The organism is Streptomyces sp. SGAir0957 (assembly GCF_043523415.1).
Genome location: NZ_CP027293.1, coordinates 2,711,365 through 2,736,937 on the forward strand (window position 1 = coordinate 2,711,365; position 25,573 = coordinate 2,736,937).

General features: G+C 71.9%; 21 protein-coding genes and 1 pseudogene. 7 read left to right on the top strand and 15 right to left on the bottom strand.

Annotated elements, in window-relative coordinates; translation table 11 throughout:
- Positions 1-153 precede the first annotated feature (153 nt).
- The 3 genes from smc to C1N81_RS17015 form a co-directional block, all read right to left on the bottom strand.
- Positions 154-3,780 carry a chromosome segregation protein SMC gene (gene smc / locus C1N81_RS17005; protein WP_394429998.1) on the bottom strand — a complete coding sequence of 1,209 codons (3,627 nt, stop codon included), beginning with the start codon at positions 3,778-3,780 and terminating at the stop codon, positions 154-156.
- A gap of 219 nt (positions 3,781-3,999) precedes the next feature.
- Positions 4,000-4,203 (bottom strand): hypothetical protein, encoded by a 204-nt coding sequence (locus C1N81_RS17010; RefSeq protein WP_394430000.1) that lies wholly within the window; start codon positions 4,201-4,203, stop codon positions 4,000-4,002.
- A 384-nt stretch (positions 4,204-4,587) separates the two neighbouring features.
- A complete protein-coding gene (locus tag C1N81_RS17015) occupies positions 4,588-4,869 on the bottom strand; it encodes an acylphosphatase (protein ID WP_394430002.1) in 282 nt (93 codons plus the stop codon).
- A gap of 181 nt (positions 4,870-5,050) precedes the next feature.
- On the opposite strand from C1N81_RS17015, the gene C1N81_RS17020 reads away from it, so the two are divergent.
- Both C1N81_RS17020 and C1N81_RS17025 read left to right on the top strand, forming a co-directional pair.
- A complete protein-coding gene (locus tag C1N81_RS17020; protein ID WP_394430004.1) occupies positions 5,051-6,295 on the top strand; it encodes a CAP domain-containing protein in 1,245 nt (414 codons plus the stop codon).
- An 82-nt stretch (positions 6,296-6,377) separates the two neighbouring features.
- Positions 6,378-6,758, top strand: coding sequence for a winged helix-turn-helix transcriptional regulator (locus tag C1N81_RS17025; protein WP_394430006.1), 381 nt, complete (start codon positions 6,378-6,380; stop codon positions 6,756-6,758).
- Here the strand turns inward: C1N81_RS17025 and mutM are convergent.
- The 8 genes from mutM to recG form a co-directional block, all read right to left on the bottom strand.
- The gene (gene mutM / locus C1N81_RS17030) at positions 6,731-7,600 is read right to left on the bottom strand and encodes a bifunctional DNA-formamidopyrimidine glycosylase/DNA-(apurinic or apyrimidinic site) lyase (protein WP_394430008.1); all 870 of its coding nucleotides are present in this window, start codon (positions 7,598-7,600) and stop codon (positions 6,731-6,733) included. The genes C1N81_RS17025 and mutM overlap by 28 nt on opposite strands.
- Before the next feature lie 180 nt (positions 7,601-7,780).
- Positions 7,781-8,587: a ribonuclease III gene (gene rnc / locus C1N81_RS17035; RefSeq protein WP_394430010.1), complete on the bottom strand. Its 807-nt coding sequence runs from the start codon at positions 8,585-8,587 to the stop codon at positions 7,781-7,783.
- 7 nt (positions 8,588-8,594) lie between these two features.
- The gene (gene rpmF, locus C1N81_RS17040; protein WP_030361955.1) at positions 8,595-8,768 is read right to left on the bottom strand and encodes a 50S ribosomal protein L32; all 174 of its coding nucleotides are present in this window, start codon (positions 8,766-8,768) and stop codon (positions 8,595-8,597) included.
- Between the two features lie 2 nt (positions 8,769-8,770).
- Positions 8,771-9,415, bottom strand: coding sequence for a YceD family protein (locus tag C1N81_RS17045; RefSeq protein WP_394437998.1), 645 nt, complete (start codon positions 9,413-9,415; stop codon positions 8,771-8,773).
- Between the two features lie 168 nt (positions 9,416-9,583).
- Positions 9,584-10,723 (bottom strand): ATP synthase F0 subunit B, encoded by a 1,140-nt coding sequence (locus C1N81_RS17050; protein ID WP_394438000.1) that lies wholly within the window; start codon positions 10,721-10,723, stop codon positions 9,584-9,586.
- A 100-nt stretch (positions 10,724-10,823) separates the two neighbouring features.
- Positions 10,824-11,303 (bottom strand): pantetheine-phosphate adenylyltransferase, encoded by a 480-nt coding sequence (gene coaD, locus C1N81_RS17055; RefSeq protein WP_394430012.1) that lies wholly within the window; start codon positions 11,301-11,303, stop codon positions 10,824-10,826.
- A 26-nt stretch (positions 11,304-11,329) separates the two neighbouring features.
- Entirely contained in the window at positions 11,330-11,926 is a 597-nt protein-coding gene (rsmD, locus tag C1N81_RS17060; protein ID WP_394430014.1) for a 16S rRNA (guanine(966)-N(2))-methyltransferase RsmD, read from the bottom strand.
- A gap of 150 nt (positions 11,927-12,076) precedes the next feature.
- Positions 12,077-14,296, bottom strand: a complete 2,220-nt coding sequence (gene recG / locus C1N81_RS17065) for an ATP-dependent DNA helicase RecG (RefSeq protein ID WP_394430016.1) — start codon at positions 14,294-14,296, stop codon at positions 12,077-12,079.
- 173 nt (positions 14,297-14,469) lie between these two features.
- Between recG and C1N81_RS17070 the strand changes: the two genes are divergently transcribed.
- Entirely contained in the window at positions 14,470-16,281 is a 1,812-nt protein-coding gene (locus tag C1N81_RS17070; RefSeq protein ID WP_394430018.1) for an HSP90 family protein, read from the top strand.
- Positions 16,278-19,166, top strand: a pseudogene (locus tag C1N81_RS17075) (tetratricopeptide repeat protein). Before C1N81_RS17070 ends, C1N81_RS17075 begins: the two are co-directional and overlap by 4 nt.
- Here C1N81_RS17075 and C1N81_RS17080 read toward each other — a convergent pair.
- Positions 19,094-20,809 (bottom strand): DAK2 domain-containing protein, encoded by a 1,716-nt coding sequence (locus C1N81_RS17080; RefSeq protein ID WP_394430020.1) that lies wholly within the window; start codon positions 20,807-20,809, stop codon positions 19,094-19,096. The pseudogene C1N81_RS17075 and the gene C1N81_RS17080 sit on opposite strands and share 73 nt — an antisense overlap.
- Before the next feature lie 261 nt (positions 20,810-21,070).
- On the opposite strand from C1N81_RS17080, the gene rpmB reads away from it, so the two are divergent.
- Entirely contained in the window at positions 21,071-21,256 is a 186-nt protein-coding gene (gene rpmB, locus C1N81_RS17085) for a 50S ribosomal protein L28 (protein WP_003957616.1), read from the top strand.
- A 141-nt stretch (positions 21,257-21,397) separates the two neighbouring features.
- Here rpmB and thiD read toward each other — a convergent pair whose 3' ends face one another.
- Positions 21,398-22,243 carry a bifunctional hydroxymethylpyrimidine kinase/phosphomethylpyrimidine kinase gene (gene thiD / locus C1N81_RS17090; protein WP_394430023.1) on the bottom strand — a complete coding sequence of 282 codons (846 nt, stop codon included), beginning with the start codon at positions 22,241-22,243 and terminating at the stop codon, positions 21,398-21,400.
- Entirely contained in the window at positions 22,240-23,223 is a 984-nt protein-coding gene (locus C1N81_RS17095) for a thiamine-phosphate kinase (protein WP_394430025.1), read from the bottom strand. The genes thiD and C1N81_RS17095 overlap by 4 nt, the downstream gene beginning before the upstream one ends.
- A gap of 245 nt (positions 23,224-23,468) precedes the next feature.
- Here C1N81_RS17095 and C1N81_RS17100 point away from each other — a divergent pair, with 245 nt between their 5' ends.
- Positions 23,469-23,702 carry an Lrp/AsnC family transcriptional regulator gene (locus tag C1N81_RS17100; RefSeq protein ID WP_351165332.1) on the top strand — a complete coding sequence of 78 codons (234 nt, stop codon included), beginning with the start codon at positions 23,469-23,471 and terminating at the stop codon, positions 23,700-23,702.
- A 20-nt stretch (positions 23,703-23,722) separates the two neighbouring features.
- Positions 23,723-24,232 (top strand): DUF3515 family protein, encoded by a 510-nt coding sequence (locus C1N81_RS17105; RefSeq protein ID WP_394430027.1) that lies wholly within the window; start codon positions 23,723-23,725, stop codon positions 24,230-24,232.
- Positions 24,233-24,294: 62 nt separating this feature from the next.
- On the opposite strand, the gene C1N81_RS17110 is transcribed toward C1N81_RS17105, so the two are convergent.
- Positions 24,295-25,473, bottom strand: coding sequence for a D-alanine--D-alanine ligase family protein (locus C1N81_RS17110; RefSeq protein WP_394430029.1), 1,179 nt, complete (start codon positions 25,471-25,473; stop codon positions 24,295-24,297).
- Positions 25,474-25,573: the final 100 nt, after the last annotated feature.

The window sequence follows — 25,573 nt, forward strand, 5'->3', positions numbered from 1 at the left end:
TAAAAGCAACGTTGCAGAGACTATGCCTTCAAGTTTCGAAGTCAATAGTGAGACTGGTGTGAGTTATTAGGCATGGAAGTGGCAGTTGAGTTCAAGACTTGAAGACTGCCTGAGGAACGTGGGAGCTGCCGGCGTCTCGCGAGGGCGCTGCGGCTAGCGCAGCCGCTGGCTGATCACCTTCGACACCCCGTCGCCCTGCATGGAGACCCCGTACAGCGCGTCGGCCACCTCCATCGTGCGCTTCTGGTGCGTGATCACGATGAGCTGGGACGCCTCCTGCAACTCCTGCATGATGCGGATGAGGCGCTGCAGATTGGTGTCGTCGAGCGCGGCCTCGACCTCGTCCATCACGTAGAACGGGCTGGGGCGCGCCTTGAAGATGGAGACCAGCAGGGCCACGGCGGTCAGCGATCGCTCACCACCCGAGAGCAGGCTCAGCCGCTTGACCTTCTTGCCCGGCGGGCGGGCCTCGACGTCCACGCCCGTCGTGAGCATGTTGTCGGGATCGGTCAGGATGAGCCGCCCCTCACCACCCGGGAACAAGCGGCTGAAGACGCCCTCGAACTCACGCGCGGTGTCACGGTAGGCCTCGGTGAAGACCTGCTCGACGCGTTCGTCGACCTCCTTCACCACCTGAAGGAGGTCGGCCCTGGTCTTCTTCAGATCCTCCAGCTGCTCACTGAGGAACTGGTGACGCTCCTCGAGCGCCGCGAACTCCTCCAGTGCCAGCGGATTGACCTTCCCGAGCTGCTGGTAGGCGCGCTCGGCGGACTTGAGCCGCTTCTCCTGCTCCGAACGGACGAAGGGCCGCGGCTTGTTGCGCGGATGCTCCGGGTCCTCCGGCAGTTCCTCGCCCTCGGCGGGGAGCGAGGGCGGCACGAGCTTCGCCGGACCGTAGTCCGCGACGAGCCCGGCCGGTTCGACACCCAACTCCTCCAGCGCCTTCGTCTCCAGCTGCTCGATGCGCAGCCGCTTCTCCGCTCCTAGTACCTCGCCCCGGTGAACTGAATCAGTGAGTTTGTCGAGCTCCGCCTTGAGGTCACGGCCACGGGTCCGCTCGGCGACCAGCTCCCGCTCCCGCTCCGCCTTGGCCCGCTCGGCCAGAGTGCGCTCCTCGTCGGCGCGGGCGACGGACACCTCGACGTGCGCGAGCAGCTGCCGGGCCCCGGACGCCACGGCCTCGGCGACCGCGGCCTCGTACTTCATCCGGGCACGGCGCTGCTCGGCACGCGCGCGTGCCTCGCGTTCCGCGCGGGCGGCCCGGTCGAGCGAGTCGGCCCGCCCGGCGAGCCCCTTGACCCGCTCCTCGTGCGTACGGACCTGGAGGCGGGCCTCCATCTCGGTCTGGCGGGCGTTGGCCCCGTCGGCGGAGAGCCGGTCGCGGACGGAGGTGTCCGGTTCCTCGTCCCCTCCCTCTCCGAAAGAGGCTTGTTCCTCCGCCACCGCGAGCCGCTCGGCCAGCTCCTCCGCGTCCATGGCGGCCTGTTCGAGGGCTTCCTGGGCCTTGGCCGCCGCCGCTGCGGCGCGCTCGGCCTCCCCCGCGGCGCCGCGCGCCTGCCCGGCCAGCCGCCCGAGCTGCTGGGCCCTGCCGGAACGTTCCCGCTCTACGGCGCGCTGCCGCTGTCCAAGGTCCTCCACACGGGCGGCGCACTCGCCGCGCCGCTCGGTCGCCGCGTGCTGCGCCTCGGCCAGCTCCTCGCACCGCGCGGCCAGCTCATCGAGGTCGGCGGCGGCCTCGTCCACCGACGCCTGCACCTCCAGGAGGCTCGGCGCCCCGGCGGACCCGCCCTGCGCGTAGTGCGCGCCGAGCAGATCGCCCTCGGCGGTCACCGCGGTCAGCTCGGGCCGCGCGTACACCAGGTCCTCGGCGTCCTCCAGCGTCCCGACGACGACGATGCCGCGCAGCAGATGCCGTACGGCGGCCATCAGCTCGGCGGGACCCCGGACCAGATCGGCGGCGAGGGGCGGGCCCCCGACGGACGCTTCCCGCACGTCAGGGCCGCGCACGAGATCGGCGGCGGCGAACGCCGGGCCTCCCGCGGACGTGTCCCGCGCGTCCGGGCCGTCCGCGAGGAGCAGCGCCGCCCGTCCCGCGTCCTGCTTGCGCAGCAGGCGAATCGCTTCCGCCGCCGAGGCGGGGGTGGCCACGGCGATCGCGTCGGCGGCCGCGCCGAACGCCGCCGCCACCGCGACCTCGTGCCCCGGCGCCACCGTCAGCAGCTCGGCGGCGGGGCCGAGGACGCCGGTCAGCTGCTCCCGCGCACCCAGCAGCGCGCCCGAGCCGTCCTTGCGGCGCAGGCCGAGCGCGAGCGCCTCACGGCGTGCGGCGACGGCGGCCCGCTTGCGCTCCGCCGACGTGGCCGCCTCGCGCGCGGCGGACAGCGCGGACTCGGCCTCCGACAGCGCCGACTTGGCCTCCTCCAGCTGCGCGACGAGTTCCTCGTCCCCGGCGTCGAGCCCGTCGACCTCGGCCCTGAGCTGCTCGTACTCCTGCTGCGCGGCGTCGGCCCGCTGCCGCGCCCCGTCCCGGGCGGCGGCGAGCCGGTCGATCTCGGCCTGCGCGGAAGCGGCCCGCGACCGGGCGGCGTTGGCCTGTCCCTGGAGCCGGGCGAGGCCCTCGCGCCGGTCGGCGATGGCGCGGGCGACGTCCTTGAGGCGGCGCTCCTCGACGGCAAGCTCCCGTTCGAGATCCGCGCGGTGGGCGACGGTCTCGTCGAGCGCGACCTGCGCCGCTTCGAGCGCCGCCGACAGCTCGGCCTCCTGCTCCCGCACCCGGGCGGCCTCGCGCTCCAAATCCTCGGGGTCACGGCCGCGCCGCTCCTCGGCCGGTGCGGCGGCGGCGCTGCGTACGCGCGCGTCGGCCAGCGAGATCGTGCCGCGCACCCGCTCGGCCAGCTGCGACAGCTCGTACCAGCTCTGCTGCGCCCGCTGGAGCCGGGGCGTCAGCTGCCGCACCTGGTCCTCCAGGTGGCCCTCGCGCAGCGCCGCCTTCTTCAGCTCTCCCTCGGCCGTCTCCTTGCGCTGCTTCAGTTCCGCCTCGTCGGCGACCTCGGCGCTGAGCGCCTCCCGCATCCGTACGAGGTCGTCGGCGAGCAGTCGCAGGCGGGCGTCGCGCAGGTCGGCCTGGATGACGGCAGCCCGGCGCGCCACGGCGGCCTGCCTGCCGAGCGGCTTCAGCTGGCGCCGCAGTTCGTCGGTCAGGTCCTGCACGCGCGCGAGGTTGGCCTGCATCGCGTCCAGCTTCCGCAGCGCCTTCTCCTTGCGCTTGCGGTGCTTGAGGACGCCCGCGGCCTCCTCGATGAAGGCGCGGCGCCCCATGGGGTCGGCGTGCAGAACGCCGTCGAGCTGGCCCTGGCCGACGATGACATGCATCTCGCGGCCGATGCCGGAGTCGGAGAGGAGGTCCTGGATGTCGAGGAGGCGGCAGGTGTCCCCGTTGATCTGGTACTCGCTGCCGCCGTTGCGGAACATGATCCGCGTGATGGTGACCTCGGCGTACTCGATGGGCAGCGCGCCGTCGGAGTTGTCGATGGTGAGGGACACCTCGGCGCGGCCGAGCGGCGGGCGCCCGGTGGTGCCGGCGAAGATGACGTCCTCCATCTTGCCGCCGCGCAAGGACTTGGCGCCCTGCTCACCCATGACCCAGCTCAGGGCGTCCACGACATTGGACTTGCCCGAACCGTTGGGGCCCACGACGCAGGTGATGCCCGGCTCGAACCGCAAGGTGGTGGCCGAGGCGAACGATTTGAACCCGCGCAGGGTCAGGGCCTTGAGGTGCACGCCGTCGGACTCTACCCGGCGCCCCTGTCTCACTCCATGAACCCACGGTTTCGCCTGTGAAGGTGCAGGGCACATCAGACGTTAAGAAAAGGGCTTCGGGGCGCGGGGGCGGCCGGGAAGAGCGGGACGGAAAAGAAAGAAGGGACGCCGAAGCGTCCCTTGCGTATCTCTGTCAAGCGGTTGTACGAGCAGCCCGCTCACGCACGACTCTGGGCGTGATCAGGTGAGCGCCGGCTCCGCCTGGGGTACGTCGATGCTCTCCATGAGAGCGTCGCGAGAAGCGGCAGCCGCGAGCGCGTCCTTCTCGGCCTGAATCCTGCCGAGTTCGGATTCCAGATCCTGAACGCGCTGCTGAAGCCGTCGCATCTCGGCGAGGAGTCGCGGGTCGCTGCCGCCGACGTAACCGAGAAGCGCCTTTGCCATGATGGATGGTCCTCCACACTGAGTGACCGACCGAAGCGGTGGTGGGTCGTGAGGGAATCGCACCCGCGGTGCTTGGCACTTGTTGTGTCTTACTGGCCGTTCTCACATGCCAAACAGCTAAGGTGCGCGGGGATTCCAGAGTCTCACCAAAAAGTTTGACGGTCAACACGATCACGCCCCGTATTGGTGGGCAACCCGGCGCCATCGCACCGTGGATCGTCCGGCGCGGCCTGTCTTCCGGGGCCCTGGGGGCGTGTGATCATCCGTTGCTCCGGAGCCTGCCACGAGTCCTCCGCGTTGGCAACCACCAGGGCCTTTCTGCCCGGAGCGCCCGCCTGCGACACCTCTTCACCGACCGCACCAGGACTCGCTCGCGGCAACGCTTCAGCGGATGGCGAATCCGTCGTAGCCGCCGCGGGGCGTGTCCCAGATCTCAGTGACACCGTCCACGCGCCCGGGTGTGTCGTCGCCGTGGAGCCAGTCCAGGAGTTGCTGACACGCCTCGCGCCGTCCTTCGGCGACCACTTGCACGCGGCCGTCCTCCAGATTGAGAGCAAAACCACACAGCCCGCCGATCTCCAGCGCCCTCGCACGGGTGAACCAGCGGAAACCCACACGTTGGACGCGTCCTCGCACCCAGGCGGTGAGTCGTACGTCTTCGTTCATGGCTGCACGCTAACCGGCCAATTGAACAGAGAGCACTTCGGCCCCGTACGTCGTGGGGTACCGTCGCCGACCGACGAGCCTCACCCGTACGGGTGAGTCACATGGACGACCGGTGCGTCACGTTGACGATCGGTGCGTCACATCGGCCACCGGACCGTCACATCGGCGGCCGGTGCGCCGCATGGACCGTCGTCCTGACGACCGCGAGGACGAGGAAGGCCATCACATGGGACGCCACCGACGCTCCGCCGCCGGCCGCGCCGCCACGGGCCGCGCCGCGGACACTCCGGAGACCCACCCACGCTCCGCCCCCTCCGCGCCGTACCCGCCCCGCCCGGCGCACTCCCTCTACTTCCCCGAGGAGCCCCGCTTCCCCGAGGAGCCCCGCTTCCCGGACGAGCCCTACGGCGCCGCTCCGGAAGCGCGCTCCCCCTACGTGCCGGACGCGCCCTACAGCTCCTCCCCGCAGGCCCCCTTCCCCTCCTTCGCGGACGCCCCGACCGTCGGCTTCCCGGAGCAGCGCGAGGCCGGGAGCCTGGTGGGCGTCTACGGCTCCATATCCCCGGCCGGCGGCTCGGCCCAGGTGGCCCGCGGCCGGTCCCACCGGCGCGCCAAGCGCGGCGGCGTCCCCGTGCGCACCGGGCTGCTCGGCGTCTCGGCCGCCGTCGCCATGGGCGCGGTGGCGGTGGCCTCCGGCCTGATACCGGGCGGCGACAGCTACAAGCTCGGCGGCGACCACGACGGGGACAAGGTGCAGGCCGCCGTCTCCCCCACGGTGGAGGCGCAGGGCGGCACGGACGGCACCGTCGACGACCGCGCCCCGTCGGCCCCGAGCCGCGCCACCGAGCGCACCACCCCTTCGACGGCGCCCTCGAAGTCCGCCCCGGCCAAGCCGTCCGCGACACCGTCGAAGAAGCCCGCGCCGTCCAGGACGTCCTCCGGCGGTGACGGTGGCGGCGCCGCCACGACGACCAAGAGCGCGACGCCCGCGCCCAAGGCTCCCGAGAAGACCCAGGCGCCCACCACCGCCGCCCCCGCCATGTCGGCTGCGGACGCGGCCGCCGCCCAGGTCCTCGCCCTGGTCAACCAGGAGCGCTCCAAGGTGGGCTGCTCGCCCGTCACCGCCGACGGCGGTCTGGCCGCGCTGGCGACCGCCTTCAGCGAGGACATGGCCGCCCGGGGCTTCTTCGACCACACCGACCCGGACGGCGCGACGCCCTGGGACCGTGCCGCGAAGGCCGGCGTCGACGGTCTCGGCGGCGAGAACATCGCCCGCGGCCAGGCCGACGCGGCGGCCGTGATGGACGCCTGGATGAACAGCCCCGGCCACAAGGCGAACATCCTCAACTGCGACTACAAGACCCTCGGCGTGGGGGTGCACTTCGGGTCGGGCGGCCCGTGGTGGACCCAGGACTTCGGCTTCTGACAGCCGCGCCCGCCCGGATGTCGCACTAACTGCGGCACAGCGCTGCCCTGCACACCGCGCTGTGCCGCAGTACTCTCGCCCTATGGACTCCATCGACCTCGCGTTCGACGTGTTCTCCAAGGCGTGTCCGTCACGCGGCACCCTGGAGCACGTCACCGGCCGCTGGGGCGGGCTCACGCTCGGGGCGCTGTACGAGGGCTCGCTGCGCTTCAACGAGCTGCGCCGCCGCGTGGACGGGGTCAGCGAGAAGATGCTGTCCCAGACGTTGCAGGCGCTGGAGCGGGACGGCCTGGTGCACCGCGAGGCCCAGCCGACCAATCCGCCCCGCGTGGACTACGAGCTGACGCCGCTGGGCCGGGACGTGGCGGAGCGCCTGCTGTCCCTCATCCACTTCGTGGAGGGGCGCATGGACGACGTCCTGGCGGCGCGGGAGCGCTACGACACCGCGCGCGGGGCGCGCTGACAGCGCGGGCAGAAGTAGCTCGACCGGTTCATCCAGGGCCGCCGGCGCATCGGGGTGCCGCACCGCTTGCAGGGCAGGCCCTCACGCCCGTACGCGTCCAGGGAGCGGTCGAAGTAGCCCGACTCCCCGTTCACGTTCACGTAGAGGGAGTCGAAGCTGGTGCCGCCGACGGCGAGCGCCGCGTTCATCACGTCGCGTACGTGGCCGAGGAGTCCGGCCGTGCGGGGGCGCGTGAGGCCGGCGGTGGGGCGCTCGTAGTGCAGCTTCGCGCGCCAGAGCGCCTCGTCGGCGTAGATGTTGCCGACGCCGCTGATGAGCGTCTGGTCGAGCAGGGCGCGCTTGATGGTGGTGCGCTTCGCGCGCAGGGCGGTGTGGAAGGCCGCGTCGTCGAAGAGCGGGTCGAGCGGGTCGCGGGCGATGTGCGCGATGACGTCGGGCAGGCCGTCCGCGCTGTTCTCGGCGGTGTCGTGCAGCGAGAGGCCGCCGAAAGTGCGCTGGTCGACGAAGCGCAGCTCGGTGCCGAGGTCGTCGGCGAAGCGGACGCGGACGCGCAGATGCTTCTCGTCCGGGGCGGTGTGCGGCTGTACCAGGAGCTGGCCGCTCATCCCGAGGTGGGCGAGGACGGACATGTGCGCCGTCTCCAGCGGCAGCCACAGGTACTTGCCGCGGCGGCTCGGCTCCCCGATCGTCTGCCCCTTCAGGCGGAGCGCGAAGTCCTCGCCGCCGGCGATGTGGCGGCGTACGGAGCGGGGGTGCATGACCTCGACGTCCGCGACGGACCGATGCGCGACCCACCGCGCGAGCCCCCGGCGCACAACCTCGACCTCGGGCAGTTCGGGCACGACGCTCCTACCGTTGTAGTGAATTGCAGGGGCGCGCAGTGCCGCTCAGGGGCGCGGGGAACTGCGCGAGCAGCCCCCACGGACCCGCGGACACGTCACTACGCGCGCGCGGGGGCAGATCCGAAAAAGCCCGTTCCCACCGGCGCGGGGCCGATGGGAACGGGTCAAGGAAGCGCAGCGTCACGCCGAGTCGGAGGAGGAGGCGGCGGCCGAAGCCGCCGCCTCCGCCTCGGCCCGCTCATCCGCGGCAGCGCGGATCGCGCGCCAGGCGGACTCCGCGGCCTGCTGCTCCGCTTCCTTCTTGCTGCGGCCGGTGCCGGTGCCGTACGAGACGCCTCCGACGCGGGCGGCAGCAGTGAAGGTCTTCTCGTGGTCGGGGCCGGTCTCGGAGACCAGGTACTCGGGCACGCCGAGCCCTTCGGTCGCCGTCAGCTCCTGGAGACTGGTCTTCCAGTCCAGGCCGGCTCCCAGGTTCGAGGACTTCTCGATCAGCGGGTCGAACAACCGGTGTACGAGTTCACCGGCCGCGTCCAGCCCCTGGTCGAGATAGACCGCGCCGATCACCGCTTCGAGGGTGTCGGCCAGAATCGACGCCTTGTCCCGGCCGCCCGTGCCTTCCTCGCCCCGGCCGAGCCGGATGAAGGAGCCCAGGTCGAGCCCGCGGCTGACCTCCGCCAGTGCACGCGAATTGACCACCGCGGCCCGCAACTTGGCCAGCTGGCCCTCGGGCAGGTCGGGGTGGGTGCGGTAGAGCGTGTCGGTGACCACGAGGCCGAGCACGGAGTCCCCGAGGAACTCCAGACGCTCGTTCGTGGGCAGTCCGCCGTTCTCGTACGCGTACGAGCGGTGCGTCAGGGCACGCACCAGAAGGGCGGACTCGAGCTTGTACCCGAGCCGCCCTTCCAGAAGCGTGTGGGACGAGGCTGTGGTGTCGGCCTTTTTCTTGGCGTCATCCGCCGGTTTTTGGCTAGCCACTGTGCCTCTCACCAGCCGCTCAGACCTCGAGGACCTGGCGCTTGTTGTAGGTGCCGCAAGCGGGGCACGCGATGTGCTGCAGCTTGGGCTCCTGGCAACGCTCACACGAAACCAGGGTGGGGACCGCAGCCTTCCACTGCGACCGGCGGTGGCGCGTGTTGCTGCGCGACATCTTCCGCTTCGGAACAGCCACGGCTACTTCTCCTGCTTCTCGTCGACGCCCGCTTCCGCTTCGGCGCCGCTCATCTCGTCCTTCTCGCCGTCCTGGATGGATTCAGCGAGTCCCTGCAAAGCCGCCCAACGGATGTCGACGGCGTCGTGATGATGTCCGGGTTCGTCCGACAGCCGCACTCCGCACTCGGAGCACAGACCCTCGCAGTCTTCCTGGCACACCGGCTGCATCGGCAGTGCGAGCACCACCGCATCACGCAGCACGGATTCGAGGTCGAACAAGCCGTCCTCGAGAAAGAGCCTGTCCTCGTCGTCCTCGGCGTCGTCGCCCGGTTCCGCTTTCACACGGCCCCGGTCATCGGCGTCAGGGTACGAGAACATCTCCTGGAAGTCCGTGTCGACCTCGAGGCCGACCGGCTCCAGACACCTTACGCACTCCCCCTTCGCCAGTGCACGGGCGGTGCCTGTGACAAGCACCCCTTCCATGACCGACTCAAGGCGGAGTTCGAGCTCCACCGGGGCGCCTTCCGGCACTCCGATGACGCCCTCGACACCGAGGTCCCGGGGGGCGTCGATCGTGCGGGTCAGCCGCTGCATGGCACCAGGACGCCGACCCAGCTCGTGCGTGTCGAACACAAGTGGGTTGCGGTGGTCGAGGCGAGTACTCAGGGCTGTTCCTGCTTTCGATCTTCAAAGCTCTGGGGGGTCACTGCCGCGAGATTTCCGGGCAGCTCGGATCACACGTGTACGCGCGACCGAAGAACCAGGGTACTGGACCTTTCGCTCTCGGCCCAATCCGCTCCCGGCCACCCTGCGGCGCCCCCGTCGGCGTGGGCGTCAGCGGCCCTGCTCGTACTGGCGCATCTGCTCCAGGCTGATCATGCTCGTGTCGAAGAGACTCGTCTCGTCGAGCGCCCCGCCCTGGTCGTGCTGGTGCCCCTGGTGCCCGTGCTGGTCCTGCTGCCCTTGATGAGAGTGCTGCTCCTGATGAGCGTGCTGCTCCTGGTGCTGCTGGTATCCGTACGGGTCCTGCTGCTGATAAGCGGCGTACGGGTCCTGCTGCTGGCCCTGCTGGTACGCGTAGGGGTCGTGCTGCTGATAGGCGGCGTACGGGTCCTGCTGGCCGTACTGCTGCTGCTCGTACCCGTACGGGTCCTGCTGCTGGTGCGCGTAGGCGGCGGCCGGCTGCTGCGCGGGGATCTGGGGCGTGGCCATCGGCTCCGGCTCCTGCTCCGCCGCCCGACCGGGGCCCGAGCCGATCTCCGCGAGGCCCGCCAGGTAGTCGGCGTCGCTGGTGTGCGCCTGGGAGCCGCCCTCGGCGTCCACGGACAGGGCGCCCAGGTCGTCGGTGGCGATGCGGCCGTGCAGCTTCTGGCGGCCCTTGCCGACCGCCTCCAGGGTCTTGGCGAGGACGGCCTCGAAGGCGCCGAGCTTGGTGTCGACGTAGGTGTCGGCGTCGCGGCGCAGCGTCTCCGGGTCGTGGCTGCGCTCCGGGGCGTCCTCGTCCTCGTAGCCCTGCTCGTCCGTGCCGGGGCCGGTGCCGAGGAGCTTCTCGCGGCCGCGGCCGACGGAGCCGAGGGTCTTGGTGAGGACGACCTCGAAGTTGGCCAGCTTGGAGTCGACGTAGTCGTCGGCCTCGGCGCGGACCTCCTCGGCCTCCTGACGGGCCTCGGCGAGGATGCGGTCGGCCTCGTTCTGCGAGCGGCGGGCGATCTCGGTGTCGGAGATCAGTGAGCCCCGCTCGGCGTGCGCGGTCTCGATGATCCGGTCGGCCTCGGCGCGGGCCTGCTCGACCATCTGCTCGCGGCCGCCGATCAGCTCCTGCGCCTGCGCGAGGGAGCCGGGCAGCGCCTGGCGCACCTCTTCGAGCATCGCGAGCAGGTCGGCGCGGTTGACCACGCACGAGGCCGACATGGGCATGGACCGGGCGCTGCCGACCGCGGCGACGATCTCGTCGAGCTTCTTCTGCACGTCCACCGTGTGCTCGCCACTCTCTCGTCTTGTCACTGTCGTCACTGGGCTGACAGGGGGTTTGGAGACGGACGGGACGACTGTATGCCCAACTGGCGCGTGCGTGTCACTTCTTGGGGAGGCGTTCGGTCAGGGCCTCGTGCACCCGCGGCGGGACCAGGTGCGACACGTCGCCGCCCCAGGCCGCGACCTCCTTGACCAGCGAGGAGGACAGGAAGCTGTAGGTCGGGTTGGTGGGCACGAAAAGGGTCTCGACGCCCGACAGACCGTTGTTCATCTGCGCCATCTGCAGTTCGTAGTCGAAGTCGCTGACCGCGCGCAGGCCCTTCACGATGGCCGGGATGTCACGCTGCTTGCAGAAGTCGACGAGGAGGCCGTGGAAGGACTCCACCTGTACGTTGCCGAACTCGGCGGTGACCTCGCGGATCAGGGCGATCCGCTCGTCGACCGTGAACAGGCCCTTCTTGGACTGGTTGATCATCACCGCGACGTGCACGACGTCGTACAGCTTGGAGGCTCGGGCGATGATGTCGAGGTGGCCGTTGGTGATGGGGTCGAACGACCCGGGACAGACTGCGCGGCGCACGGGAAGTCCCTCGCTCTCCGGTCCGGTCATCGTGCGTCGTCGCACGTGAGGCTGGTGGTCAAGGCGGCGCGACCGTACCAAAACGTGCCCTCGCCGTAGCGACGGGACCGCAGTCCCTCGAAACCGGCCGGCCACCGGAAATCCCCGCCCCTGGTGCTGCGTTCCACGGTGACCAGCGCGTCGTCCGTGAGCCAGCCCTGAGTGCGGAGTGTGAGGAGGATCTCCCGAAGATCGTCGTCCGAGACGGCGTACGGGGGGTCCAGAAAGACCAGGTCGTAAGGGTCCTCGGGGGGCGGTCCCGCAACGACCTGTTCCGCTTTTCCGGTACGGGTTTCGGCTCCGGGCAGGCCGAGCGCGCGCACGTTCTCGCGGACCGTGCGGGCGGCGCGGGCGTCGGCCTCGACGAGCAGCGCGTGCGCGGCGCCGCGGGAGAGTGCCTCCAGGCCGACGGCGCCCGAGCCCGCGTACAGGTCGGCGACGCGGGTGCCGTCGAGCGTGCCGAGCAGCGCCTGCCAGGTGGAGAAGAGGCCCTCGCGCGCGCGGTCGGAGGTGGGGCGGGTGCCGTTGCCCGGCGGTACGGCCAGGCGGCGTCCGCCGGCGCGTCCGGCGATCACGCGGGTCATCTCGGTCCTTGTCCTTGCTTGTGAGAGCTGTGGGACCAGTGTCTCAAAAGCCGGGGTCCCGGCCCTCGCGAGGCCCCTTCACCCCTGTCGAGGCCCCTTCACCCCTCGTCGAGGTACTGCTCGCCCATCCCTTGTCGAGGTACTGGTCGCTCATCCCTTGTCGAGGTACTGCTCGCGCTCCTCGTCCAGGAGCGCGTCCAGGGCGGTGCGCAGGGCGGGCAGGCGATCGAGCTCCGGGTCGGCCGTGACCACTCTGGTCGCTTCCTCGCGCGCCTCGGCGATGATCTCCTCGTCCTCGATGACGGCGAGCATCCGCAGGGACGAGCGCACCCCGGACTGGGCCTGTCCGAGCACGTCGCCCTCGCGGCGCTGCTCCAGGTCGATGCGGGACAGCTCGAAGCCGTCGAGCGTGGAGGCGACGGCGCCCAGGCGCGCGCGGGCGGGGCTGGCCTCGGGCATCTCGGTGACCAGGAGGCAGAGGCCGGGCGCCGAGCCACGGCCGACGCGTCCGCGCAGCTGGTGGAGCTGGGAGACGCCGAAGCGGTCGGCGTCCATGATCACCATGGCGGTGGCGTTCGGCACGTTCACCCCGACCTCGATGACGGTCGTCGCCACCAGGACGTCGGTCTCCCCCGCGGCGAAGCGGCGCATCACGGCGTCCTTGTCGTCGGGCTGCATCCGGCCGTGCAGCACCTCGACCTTGATGCCCTGGAGCGGGCCGCGGGCCAGCTCCTCGGCGACGGCGAGCACGGCGAGCGGCGGCCGCTTCTCCGCCTCGTCCTCGGGGGACTGCTTCTTGGCCGCGCTCTTGCCGCCCTTCTTGGGCTTCTCGTCCTCGTCGTCGCCGATGCGCGGGCAGACCACGTACGCCTGGTGCCCCTTGCCCACCTCCTCCCGTACGCGCTCCCACGCGCGCGTGAGGAAGTGCGGTTTGTCGGCGGCGGGCACGACATGGCTGGCGATCGGTGAGCGGCCGGCCGGGAGCTGGTCGAGGACGGAGGTCTCCAGGTCGCCGAAGACGGTCATGGCGACGGTGCGCGGAATCGGCGTCGCCGTCATGACCAGGAGGTGCGGGGGCTGCTTGCCCTTGGAGCGCAGGGCGTCCCGCTGCTCGACGCCGAACCGGTGCTGCTCGTCGACCACGACCAGGCCGAGATCGTGGAACTGCACCTTGTCCTCGATCAGCGCGTGCGTGCCGATGACGAGACCGGCCTCGCCGGTGACCAGGTCGAGCAGGGCCTGACGGCGCGCGGCGGTGCCCATGGAGCCGGTGAGGAGCACGACCTTGGTGGAGTGCTCCGCGCCGCCGAGCATGCCCCCTTGGGCGAGCTCGCCCATCATCTCGGTGATGGAGCGGTGGTGCTGCTGGGCGAGGACCTCGGTGGGCGCGAGCATGGCGGCCTGGCCGCCCGCGTCGACGACGGCGAGCATGGCGCGCAGCGCGACCATCGTCTTTCCGGAGCCGACCTCGCCCTGGAGCAGCCGGTGCATGGGGTGATCGGTGGCCAGGTCGTCGAAGATCTCCTTGGAGACCTTCTGCTGGCCTTCGGTGAGGGTGAACGGCAGCTTGGCGTCGAAGGCCGTAAGCAGCCCGTCGGGCTTCGCCACGCGGGGGGCGGCGGTCAGCTGGGTGTCGGCGAAGCGGCGCCTGGCGAGGGCGACCTGGAGGACGAACGCCTCGTCCCACTTGAGGCGGGCCCGCGCGTCCGCGATGTCGGCCTTCGTGTGCGGTCGGTGGATCTTGAGCAGGGCCTCGGGCAGCGGGACCAGGTCACGCCCCTCGCGCAGCGACTCGGGCAGCGGGTCGACGGCCTCCTGGGCGCTCGGCAGCACCAGGTCGACGGCCTTGGCGATCTTCCAGGACTCCAGCTTGGCGGTGGCCGGGTAGATCGGGAGCAGCGCACCGGCCCAGGAGCCGACGGTCTCGGCCGCCTCCTCCGACGAGTCCGCGGTGAGCAGCTGGTAGGCGGGGTGCGCCAGCTGCATCTTGCGGTTGAAGACGCCGACCTTGCCCGCGAACATCGCGCGCGTGCCCGGCAGCAGGTCCTTGTGCGGCTTGTGGATGCCCTTGCCGAAGAACACGAGCTGGAGCTGTCCGCTGCCGTCGGTGATCGTGACTTCGAGGCGCTGGCCGCTGCCCCCGTTGAACCGCAGGACGCGGGCGGTCGCGACCTGGGCGACGACCGTGACGTGCTCGTCGAGGGGCAGATCGGCGAGGCGGGTCAGCTCCCCGCGCTCCGCGTATCTGCGCGGGTAGTGGTGGAGCAGGTCACCGACGGTGTGCAGGCCTAGGTGCTCGGCCATCACCTTCGCGGTGGGCGGGCCGAGCAGTTTCTTCAGCGGTTCTTCGAGCACGGGCACGAGATCCATTGCACACCACGCCACCGACAATCCCGTCCTGTCCCGCGGAGAACTGCGGAAAACCGCTGGTCACAAGGGGCTGTACGGCCGTAGAGTGACGGGCTCCCGACCTTGATCGCGGTCACCTCTCGCGGGGCCGCCCGACCCGCGCCGTCGCCCGTCCCCCCACCGGCGCAGCGACGATGAACTCACAGACACCGCACACCTTCCAGGTCGACCTGCGCGGCCTCGTCGACCTGCTCTCCCACCACCTCTACTCCAGCCCCAAGGTCTACCTGCGCGAGCTGCTGCAGAACGGGGTGGACGCCATCACGGCCCGCCGCGCCGAGCAGCCGGACGCCCCTGCCACCGTGCGGCTGTTCGCCGAGGGCGGGTCGCTGCGCGTCGAGGACTCCGGCATCGGCCTCACCGAGGCCGACGTGCACAACCTGCTCGCGACGATCGGCCGCAGCTCCAAGCGCGGCGACGGCCTGGAGTCGGCCCGCGCCGACTTCCTCGGGCAGTTCGGCATCGGCCTGCTCGCCTGCTTCGTCGTCGCCGAGCGCATCCGGGTGGTCAGCCGCAGCGCGCGGACGCCCGAGGCGCCGCCGGTCGAGTGGACGGCCCGCGACGACGGCTCGTACACGGTCCGTACGCTCCCGGACGCGGCCCGCCCGGAACCGGGCACCACCGTGTACCTGGAGGCCCGCGCGGGCGCCGCCGAGTGGCTTACCGAGGAGCGCGTCCTGTCCCTCGCCCGGGACTTCGGCTCACTGCTGCCCTACGACGTGCGCGTCGGGGACACCCCGGTCACGGATCTGCCGTCCGTCTGGAGCCGCGCGTACCCCGGTCCGGCGGCCCGCCGGGTGGCCCTCGCCCGCCACTGCCACGAGCTGTTCGGGTTCACGCCGCTGGACTCGATCGACCTGGAGGTACCTCTGGCGGGCGTCCGGGGCGTCGCCCATGTGCTGCCCAAGGCGGTCAGCCCGGCACAGCGCGCGGGCCACCGGGTCCACCTCAAGGGCATGCTGCTCACCGACCGCGCCGAACAACTGCTGCCCGACTGGGCGTTCTTCGTGCGCTGCGTGATCGACACGGACAGCCTGCGCCCCACCGCCTCGCGCGAGTCGCTCTACGAGGACGAGACCCTGGCCGCCGTGCGCGAGGCCCTGGGCGAGCGCATCCGGGAGTGGCTGACGTCGCTCGCGGCCGGTGATCCCGAGCGGCTCGCCGCCTTCCTGTCCGTGCACCACCTGGGCGTCAAGTCCCTGGCGCGGCACGACAAGGAGATGCTGCGCACGATGCTGCCGTGGCTGCCCTTCGAGACGACGGACGGGCAGCTCTCCCTGGAGGAGTTCGCCCAGCGCCACCCTGTCGTGCACTTCACGCGGACCGTGGAGGAGTACCGGCAGGTCGCGCCGATCGCCTCCGCGCAGGGCATCGGGGTCGTCAACGGCGGTTACACGTATGACGCCGATCTGGTCGAGGCGCTGCCGTCGGTACGCCCCGGCACAGCCGTCTCCGAGCTGGACGCGGACACGGTGACCGCCCACCTGGACGCCGTCGACCCGGCCGAGGAACTGGCCCTGTCGGCGTTCCTGGCCGCCGCGCGGGCCCGGCTCGACCCGCTCGGCTGCGACGTCGCCCTGCGCGCCTTCCACCCGCTGACGGTGCCCGCGCTGCACCTGGACGACCGCGCGGCCCGGCACGAGCAGGCGCGCGCGGAGGCCGAGTCCCAGGCCGACGACCTGTGGGCCGGCATCCTCGGCTCGCTGCGCGGCGGCGCCCCGCGCGCGCGGCTGGTCCTCAACCACCTCAACCCGCTGATCCGACGGGTGAGCGCGCTCTCCGACCCCGAGCTGATCGGCACGGCCGCAGAGGCGCTGTACGGGCAGGCGCTCCTGATGGCACAGCGCCCCTTGCGCCCCGCCGACTCCGCGCTCCTGAACCGCTCGTTCATCGGCCTCCTGGAGTGGGCCACGCACCCCGGCACCGGAAAGGACGCCCCCCGATGAACGAGACCATGGACCTGGACGCACTGCGCCGCGCGATGGCGGAGAACGCCGCCGAGCCCGAGGGGCCCGCCCGCGGCGCCCGCGCCGAACGACTGCTGGCCGAGGCGGAGAAGCTCGGCGTCCCGCTCGGTGTCGTCGAGGCGCTCGGCCATCAGCTGCAGATGTACAACTACAGCTCCGAGAAGGACAAGATGTTCGTCCCCTTCGCGCGCCTGCTGCGCATGTGGGACGAGCGGCCCGAGGACTTCGACGCCTACGAGACGCACTCGCTGCACTGGGTCTTCAAGTGGATGTCCGGCGGCATGCTGAACCCCTCGCCTCCATCGAGAAATGGCTCGCCGAGATGGAGCACCGCTACCGGGTGGCGGGCCACTCCGAGCGCGCCGTCCGCATGAGCGAGTTCTACGTGGCCGACCACGTGGGCGACGAGGAGCGGGCCACGCGCGCGTACGAGGCGTGGCTCGCGGCCGACCGCGACAAGATGGCCGACTGCCACGCCTGCGAACTGGACGGCCAGGGCGAACGCCAGGCGGACCTGCGCCAGGACGAGCGCGCCCTGGAACTGTGGCGGCCCGTCCTGGAGGGCGAGTACACCTGCGCCCACGAGCCGCACGCCACGCTCGCCGCCTCACTGCTCCCCCTGCTGCGCCTGGGCCGCCCCGAGGAGGCCCGCGCCAACCATCTGCGCGGCTCCCGCCTCGTACGGTCGATGGAGTCCATGCGGGGCGCGTTCGCGGCGCACGTGGAGTTCTGCGCCCTGACCGGCAACGAGGCACGCGCGCTTGAGCTGCTCGCGGAGCGGCCCGCGTACTTCACGGACAGCGGCAATCCGCAGGGCCTGATGGACTTCCTCGCGGTGGCCGCCCTGCTGATGGACCGCCTTGTGGCGCTCGGCATGGGTGAGCAGGACGTCCCGGGGCCCGCCGGGCGCGCATGGACAGCCGCCGGACTCGGCGCCCACGCGCGCGTGGAGGCGCTCTCCATCGCGGCCCGCTTCGACGCGCGCAACGGCACGGACCGCGTCGGCACACGAATCCGGCGGCGGATGAACCAGGAGCCCCTCCTCGACCGCCTGCCCCTTGGCGTACGGGTCGTACGGGCTGCCCCGCCCAAGCCGGTCGTCACGGCCGCCGCGGAGCCGGTCGTGGACGCGGCGGCGCTGGTCGCGGAGGCGCGGCGGATCTCGGAGACGGACGGCGGCCCGGACGCGGCCCGCGCCTGGCGGACCGCCGCGCGGGCCGCCGAGTCCGAAGGCCTGGAGCTGACCGTCCACGACCGCGCCGAGATCGCCGACTACACGGCGATGGAGGCCGAGGACGCGGCCGGACTCTTCGCCCACGCCGCCGAGTTGTACGACGAGGCGGGCGACCCCGGCGAGGCGCGGGCGGCACGCGCGCGTGGCGCCTACGCGCTGTCCCGCGCCGGACGCGCCGAAGAAGCCGTCGCCGCGATTCGGGAACCGTACGAGCAGGTGCGCGCCGCCCTGCACGCCCCGGACGCCACCACGGCCCGCCAGGCCGCCGCCGTCCTCGTCTGCCGCGCCCGCATCCTGCTGGCGGCCCACTCCGGGGACGACGAGGTCGCCGCGGCCGAGGAGTGCGTACGGCAGCTGCTCGCCGCCACCGAGCCGTTCACCGTCGTCCCGCGGATCGCCTCGCAGGCGGCGTCGGCGCGCTCGCTGCTCGCCGACATCGCCGTGCACCGCGGAGACCAGGAAGCGGCGGTGGCGCTGTACGAGGAGTCCGCCGCCGCGCAGGTGGCCGCGGGACGCCCCTGGATGGCGGTGGACTGCCAGGTGCGCCTCGCGGGGCTCGCCCGGGAGCGGGACGACGCGGTGGCCGCCGAACACGCGCTGCGGGCGGCGATCGAGCACGGCGCCGGATACCTGGAGCCGTCCGGCGCGGCACGGCTGCACCTCCAGCTCGCCGAGGTCCTTGCCGCCACCGAGCAGTTCGGGGAGGCGTCCGCGCACGCCCTGGAGGCCGCGCACTGGGCCGACGAGGCGGACGACGACGCCGCGTTCGCCGCCTGGGCACGCTTCCAGCTCGGCGGCCACCTGTTGCGCGAGGAGCGGGTGGCGGAGGCCGCCGAGGTCCTCGAGTCGGCGCTGCTCGACCTGACCGCCGAGGACCACGGTGACGGGGCGCTCGTGCAGGCCCGGTGGTGGCTCGGCGACTGCGCCCGCGCGCTCGGCGAACACCGCCAGTCCGCCGAGGCGTGGCTCAAGGCCGCGGAGATCGCCCAGCACTGGCCCGAGCAGCGCGACCACGCGATGCTGGCGAACCTGGCGGCCGACGCCCTCGACCGGGCCGGCCGCCCGGAGGAGGCGGACCGTGCCTACGCGCGCGCGGGCGAGCTGTGGCGCTCCCTCGGGCACGTCCACGCCGTGGTGCGGTCGCTCCGCGCGCGTGCCTGGCTGGACAGCGCGTCCGCGGACGACGAACGAGAGCTGATGCACGCGGCGATCCACGCCCTGGAAGAGGCGCTCGCCTCGGCGGACGCCGCCGACCGCGAGTCCCTGCTCTCCGAACTCGGCCACACGCACCGCCAGTTCGCGGAGCTCCTGGAACGGCACGACGACGAGGAGGCCGCCACGCATCTGGAACGCGCCGCCATGGCGTTCGAGAAGGCGGGCGACATGGAGCAACGGGACGAGGCCAGGGCGGCGCTCGGACGGTAGGGGTGGGGCGGGCGGGGCGCGATGCCTTGCGGAGATCGGCTCCAGTGGGACCGACTCCAGGGGGGCCGGCTCCAGGGGGACCGACTCCGTCGCCCGGGGCGCGCGCTCACCCGGCGCGGGACCGGACCGCGGCTACTCCACGCCGATCAGCATCGGCGCGGACTGCCGCCCGCCCCGGTACACCACCGTGTCCACCGCCAGGTAGGTCTCACGGACGTGCTGCTCAAGGCGGTCCGCGACCTCGTCGGGGACTTCGTCGCCCAGGACGAGCGTGACGAGTTCGCCGCCTGCCGCGAGCATGCGGTCGAGGATGGTGCGGGCGGTCGCCGGGACCTCGGCGCCGATGACGGCTACGTCGCCGTCGATGAGGCCGAGGACGTCACCGGCCTGGCAGATCCCGGCCATGGTCCAGGACTGCCGCTCGGCGACGGCCAGTTCGGCGTACCGGGTCGCTCCGGCGGCCGACGTCATCGCGACGACGTCCTCGTCGAAGCTGCGGTCGGGCTCGTGCACGGCGAGCGCGGCGATGCCCTGCACGGCGGACCGGGTCGGGATGAGCGCGACCCGTACGCCCTCGGACCGGGCCTGTTCGGCCGCCGCGGCGGCGGTGTGGCGCAGGTCCGCGTCGTTCGGCAGGAGCACCACCTCGCGCGCGTGGGCGCGCCGGATCGCCTCGACCAGCTCTCCGCTGGCGGGCGGTTCGCCGGGCCGGTCGGGCACGGTCGTCGCGCCCGCCTCCGCGTACAGCCCGGCGAGCCCGTCACCCGGCACGACCGCCACCACGGCGCGCTGCGCCCGCTCGCGCGGCGGCGCCGAGGAACGGGCCGCGTGCGCGTCCCCGAGGCCGAAGTGGGTGATGCGGATGCGGTACGGCCGGCCGGCCTCGACGCCGGCCTCCACGGCCGCGCCCGCGTCGTCGACGTGCACGTGGACGTTCCACAGGCCGTCGCCGCCGACCACGACCAAGGAGTCGCCGAGGGCGTCGAGCCGGTTCCGTAGCCGGGTCACGGCCGAGTCGTCGGCTTCGAGGAGGTAGATGACCTCGAAAGCGGGGCCGGCGCCGTCGGGCGCGTCCGCGCACTCAAGGGCATCGTCGTCCGGCGGAGGGTCAACGGCGTCCACGCGCGCGTGGTGGCCGTCGAAGCGCGCGCGTACCGGCGTCGCCTGTCCGGAGACCGCCTCGCGCAGCGCCCCGAGCACGGCGACGAGACCGCGTCCGCCCGCGTCCACCACCCCGGCCCGGCCCAACACCGCGAGCTGGCCCGGTGTCGCGTCGAGCGCCGCGCAGGCGCCCTCGTAGGCGGCATGGACCACGGCCGCGCAGTCGCCGTCGACGCCGGAGGCGGCTTCCGCGGCCGCCGTCGCGACGGTCAGGACCGTGCCTTCCACGGGGTGGGCGACCGCCTCGCGCGCGGACGCCGCGGCCCGGCCCAGGGCGAGCCGCAAAGCTCCCGCGTCCACCACAGAATGGTCGGAGCGACCGGAGTGATCCGTGTCACGGCTGCCGCCGTCGGCGAGGACCTGCGCCATGCCGCGCAGCAGTTGCGCGAGGATCGTCCCCGAGTTGCCCCGGGCGCCGATGAGGGCGCCGTGCGCCATCGCGCGCATCACCTCGGCAAGGGAGGGCGCGGCGGGCTCCCGGCCGGCCTGGAGCCCCGCGAAGACCGCCTCGACGGCCTGCTGCGCGGACTCGACGGTCAGGTACAGGTTGGTGCCCGTGTCGCCGTCCGCCACGGGGTACACGTTGATCGCGTCGATCTCCGCACGGTCGCGGCCGAGCGCCTCGAGAGCCAGTGAGCACCAGGAGCGCACAGCACTTGCGTCGAGCACCTGGGGCACCTGCGGCACCTGCGCCTCCTCGAGCGGCTGGACTGGCCTCGCAGAGTAGACCCCGGCGAGTGGCCGCCGGGTAAGGGCCCCGGTCAGGACGTCGGGGCAGCGGTCCGGGCAGCCATGGTAGTTTCGTTGTACCGAAGCAGTCGTTGTATGCTGCTCCGGTTGCCCGATATCCGTCGGGCGCTCCCCTGGCACCGCCACTCAGATCCTCTGATCCTGATCTCGGCATGCCGGGATCAACCGTAAGTGCATCTGAAGTCTTTGGAGTGACCCGTGGCTGCCAACTGCGACGTCTGCGGCAAGGGGCCGGGCTTCGGCAACAACATTTCGCACTCGCACCGCCGTACGTCCCGTCGCTGGAACCCGAACATCCAGCGTGTGCGTGCAGTGGTCGGTCGGACGCCGAAGCGGCTCAACGTCTGCACCTCGTGCATCAAGGCCGGCAAGGTCTCGCGCTGACGTTTCGCGTAGCGCGGCCACCTCGCTGGTTGCTTGAAAAAGCCGGTCCCCTCGGGGGCCGGCTTTTTCGTGTGCTCACACCCCGTGTGCTCACACCCCGTGTGCTCACACCTCGCGTGCCCACCCCTCGTGTGCAAGCGGTCACGCCCCCGGCCTGAGCCTCCACCCGTGATCCACCGGCCCGATCCCCGCCCCGAGGGCGAACCCGGCGGCGATCGCCCCGGTGACGTACTCCTTGGCCGCGTGCACGGCCTCGGGCACCGACTGCCCCTTTGCCAGCTGGGCCGCGATCGCGGAGGCGAGGGTGCAGCCCGTGCCGTGCGTGTGGCGGTTGTCGTGGCGCGGGGCGCGCAGCCAGTGCTCCTCGGAACCGTCCGTGAGGAGATCGACGGCCTCCCCGCCCGGACCTGGCCCGGAGTCCAGATGGCCGCCCTTGATGACCACCCAGCGAGGCCCGTACGCCAGCACCGCGGCCGCCGCGCGCCGCATGTCGTCCTCCGAGACGACGCGCAGGCCCGTGAGTTGGGCGACCTCGTCGAGGTTCGGGGTGGCGACGGTGGCGGTCGGCAGGAGTTTCGTCCGGACGGAGTCCAGCGCGGAGGCGGCGAGCAGCGAGTCGCCGTGCTTGGAGACGCCGACCGGGTCGATCACGACCGGCGCGTCGGTGCCCGCGAGCAGCTCGGCGACGCACTCGACGAGTTCGGGAGAGGCGAGCATCCCCGTCTTGATCGCCTGGACGCCGATGTCGTCGACGACGCTGCGGTACTGGGCGCGGACCGCCTCCGCAGGCAGCTCCCAGGCGCCTTGGACACCGAGGGAGTTCTGCGCGGTGACGGCCGTGACGACGCTCATGCCGTGGGTGCCGAGAGCGAGCATGGTCTTCAGGTCGGCCTGGATCCCGGCACCACCGCCGGAGTCGGAACCGGCCACGGTCAGCACCCGTACGGGCACGGAGGCGGTCCCGGGTACGGGCACGGAGGCTGTCACGACTCGATCTCCCCTCCGGGGAAGTCGTCCCCGAAGTGGTCCCAGCCGCCCTTGCTGGTCCAGGGTGCGCCGTCCACGGTGACCTGGGGCAGGGCGGAGGGGTTCAGTACCTCGCCGATCACCTTCCAGCGGGCGGGCAGTTTCACGTCCGGCGGGAAGGTGGCGACGATGGCGTGGTCCTCTCCCCCGGTCAGGACCCACTGCAGCGGGTCGACGCCGACGGCCTGGCCGATGTCGTTCATCTGGGAGGGCACGTCGACCTTCCCTGACTTGATGTCGATGCGGACCTTGCTGGCCTCGGCGATGTGGCCGAGGTCGGCGATGAGGCCGTCACTCACGTCGCACATGGCGGTGGCGCCGAGTCCGGCGGCGGCGGGGCCCGCGTGGTACGGCGGCTCGGGGCGGCGGTGGGCCTCGACGAAGGCGCGCGGGGAGCGGAAGCCGCGGGACAGCACGGCGTACCCGGCCGCGGACCAGCCGAGCCAGCCGGTGACGGCCACGACGTCGCCGGGGTCCGCGCCCGCGCGGGTCACCGGCTCGTGGTTGCGCAGGTCGCCCAGTGCGGTGATGGCGATGGTGATGGTGTCGCCGCGGACGACGTCGCCGCCGACCACCGCGGCCCCGGCGACCTGACATTCGTCGCGCAGCCCGTCCATGAGTTCGGACGGCCAGGACGCGGGAAGCTCCGCGGGCACGACGAGGCCCAGCAGCAGGGCCGTGGGGACGGCTCCCATGGCGGCGATGTCGGCGAGGTTCTGCGCGGCGGCCTTGCGGCCCACGTCGTACGCCGTGGACCAGTCGCGGCGGAAGTGCCTGTTCTCCAGGAGGACGTCCGTGCTGGCGACGACCCTGCGGTCCGGCGCGGCGATCACCGCGGCGTCGTCGCCGGGGCCGATCCGTACGGCCGGGGTGGTGGTGAGCCGGGAGGTGAGTTCTCGGATGAGTCCGAACTCCCCCAGCTCGCCGACGGTGCCCTTCATGCGCGTACTGCCCCTTCTGCCCCGGCCCGCTTGCGGTCGCGGTCCGTCTCTGTCATCGGTACGGTTTCTGTCAAGGACGGGCTTCCCGCACAGCCCACCGAGAGGTCCCCTGCACTGCCTGTGCCCACCATCCCGCACACGGCGTGTACGCCACAGCCACCCCGGGTCTCCCCGCGACGAGCGGCGACGCGATACCGTGGCGTCCCTTTCCCCCACATGATCCTCGTGGCCGCCCTGGAGGTTCCGTGGTACAGGCGTACATCCTGATCCAGACCGAGGTGGGCAAGGCGTCGACCGTCGCCGAGCTCATCGCGAAGATTCCGGGAGTGATCCAGGCCGAAGATGTCACCGGCCCCTATGACGTGATCGTTCGCGCGCAGGCCGACACCGTCGACGAACTGGGTCGCATGGTGGTCGCCAAGGTCCAGCAAGTGGACGGCATCACGCGCACCCTGACCTGCCCGGTGGTCCACCTGTAGCCCCCGTCTACCCTGTGCCGGTGAACTCTTTCCGTCACCGGCTCCGTCTTCTCATCGGGCTGCCCGCGCTGTGCCTGCCGTTCGCCTTGGCGGGCTGTTCCCCGGCAGACGGCAGCGCGTCGGTCGTGGTTCCCCGTCCTGGCGCGTCGGCCACGAAGCTGTGCCGGAACCTGGACAAGGTCCTGCCGTCGAAGGTGGACGGTCTGAGCCGCGAGGACCCCGAGCCGGCGTCCACGTTGACCGCTGCCTGGGGAAGCAACGCGATCATACTGCGCTGCGGAGTCGCGCAACCCCCGAAGATGATCGATCCGAAGGTGGCAGAGGGCGGCGATCCCGACGCGGTCGCCGGCGGGGTGAACGGGGTGGACTGGCTGATGGAGAAGCAGGACGACGGGTCGTACCGCTTCACCACCGCCAATCGCGCGGCGTATGTCGAGGTGAGCGCGGACAAGGGGCGGGACAGTTCGAGTCTCCTGGTGGATCTGGCCCCGGCCGTGAAGAAGGCGATCCCGACGGGGATCGCCTCCTGACCCGCGTACACCACCACTGCCGACCGCAGCGGTGACCGCCGCAGTGGCTGCCGCAGCGGTGACTACCGCAGCCCCGTGGAGCGGCTCAGCGCCGCCTGCAGCAGGCGGTCGACCAGCTCCGGGTAGCTGACCCCGCTCTCCTGCCACATCCGCGGGTACATCGAGATGGGCGTGAAGCCGGGCAGCGTGTTGATCTCGTTGATGACGAACTCGCCGTCCTCGCCGAGGAAGAAGTCGGCCCGGACGATGCCCTCGCAGGACACCGCGTCGAAGGCTGCGACGGCGAGGCGCTGGACCTCGGCCGTCTGCTCCGCGGTGAGCGGGGCGGGCACGATCCCGGCGGCGGAGTCGATGTACTTGGCCTCGAAGTCGTAGAAGTCGTGGGCCTGCACGGGCGGGATCTCGGCGGGGACGGAGGCGCGCGGCCCGTCCTCGAACTCCAGCACGCCGCACTCGATCTCGCGGCCCAGGATCGCCGCCTCGATGATGACCTTCGGGTCGTGGGCGCGGGCGGTCTCCATGGCCTCGTCGAGCCCGGCGAACGAGTCGATCTTCGTGATGCCGATCGACGAGCCCGCGCGCGCGGGCTTGATGAAGAGCGGCCAGCCGTGATCGCTGACGAAGTCGGCGATGCGACGGCGCGCGCCCTCCTGCTCGCGCTCCCACTCGCGCGGCCGGATGACCAGGTAGGGCCCGACCTTGAGGCCGAAGGAGGTGAAGATCCGCTTCATGTACTCCTTGTCCTGGCCGACGGCCGAGGAGAGCACACCGCAGCCGACGTACGGCGTGCCGGAGAGGTCGAGGAGCCCCTGGATCGTGCCGTCCTCGCCGTACGGGCCGTGCAGCACGGGGAAGACGACGTCGACGTCGCCGAGCACCTTGGGCACGGAGCCCGGCTCGGTGTAGACGACCTCGCGCGAGGAGGGGTCGACGGGCAGGACCACGCCGCCCTCGGGCGAGTCCGCGAGATCGGCGACGTCCGGCACCTTGCGGTCGGCGATCGCCATGCGCTCCGGGTCGTCCGAGGTGAGCGCCCAACGCCCCTCGCGCGTGATGCCGATGGGCAGCACGTCGTACTTGGAGCGGTCGATGGCGCGCAGCACGGCGCCCGCGGTGACGACGGAGACACCGTGCTCGGAGCTACGGCCACCGAAGACGACGGCCACACGCGGCTTCTGCCCGCCCGTATGCGCGGGGGGCTCGACGGACGCAGGGCTCTGGGAAAGGTTCTCGCTGCTCATATCGCGATGAGCGTACCTGCTGGTACAGAAGGAGTCAGCGAAGGAGTCGGCCTCCGCCGGGCCGAGCCGCGTCGTCCCTGCCCGGCGCCCCGGTCCGGAG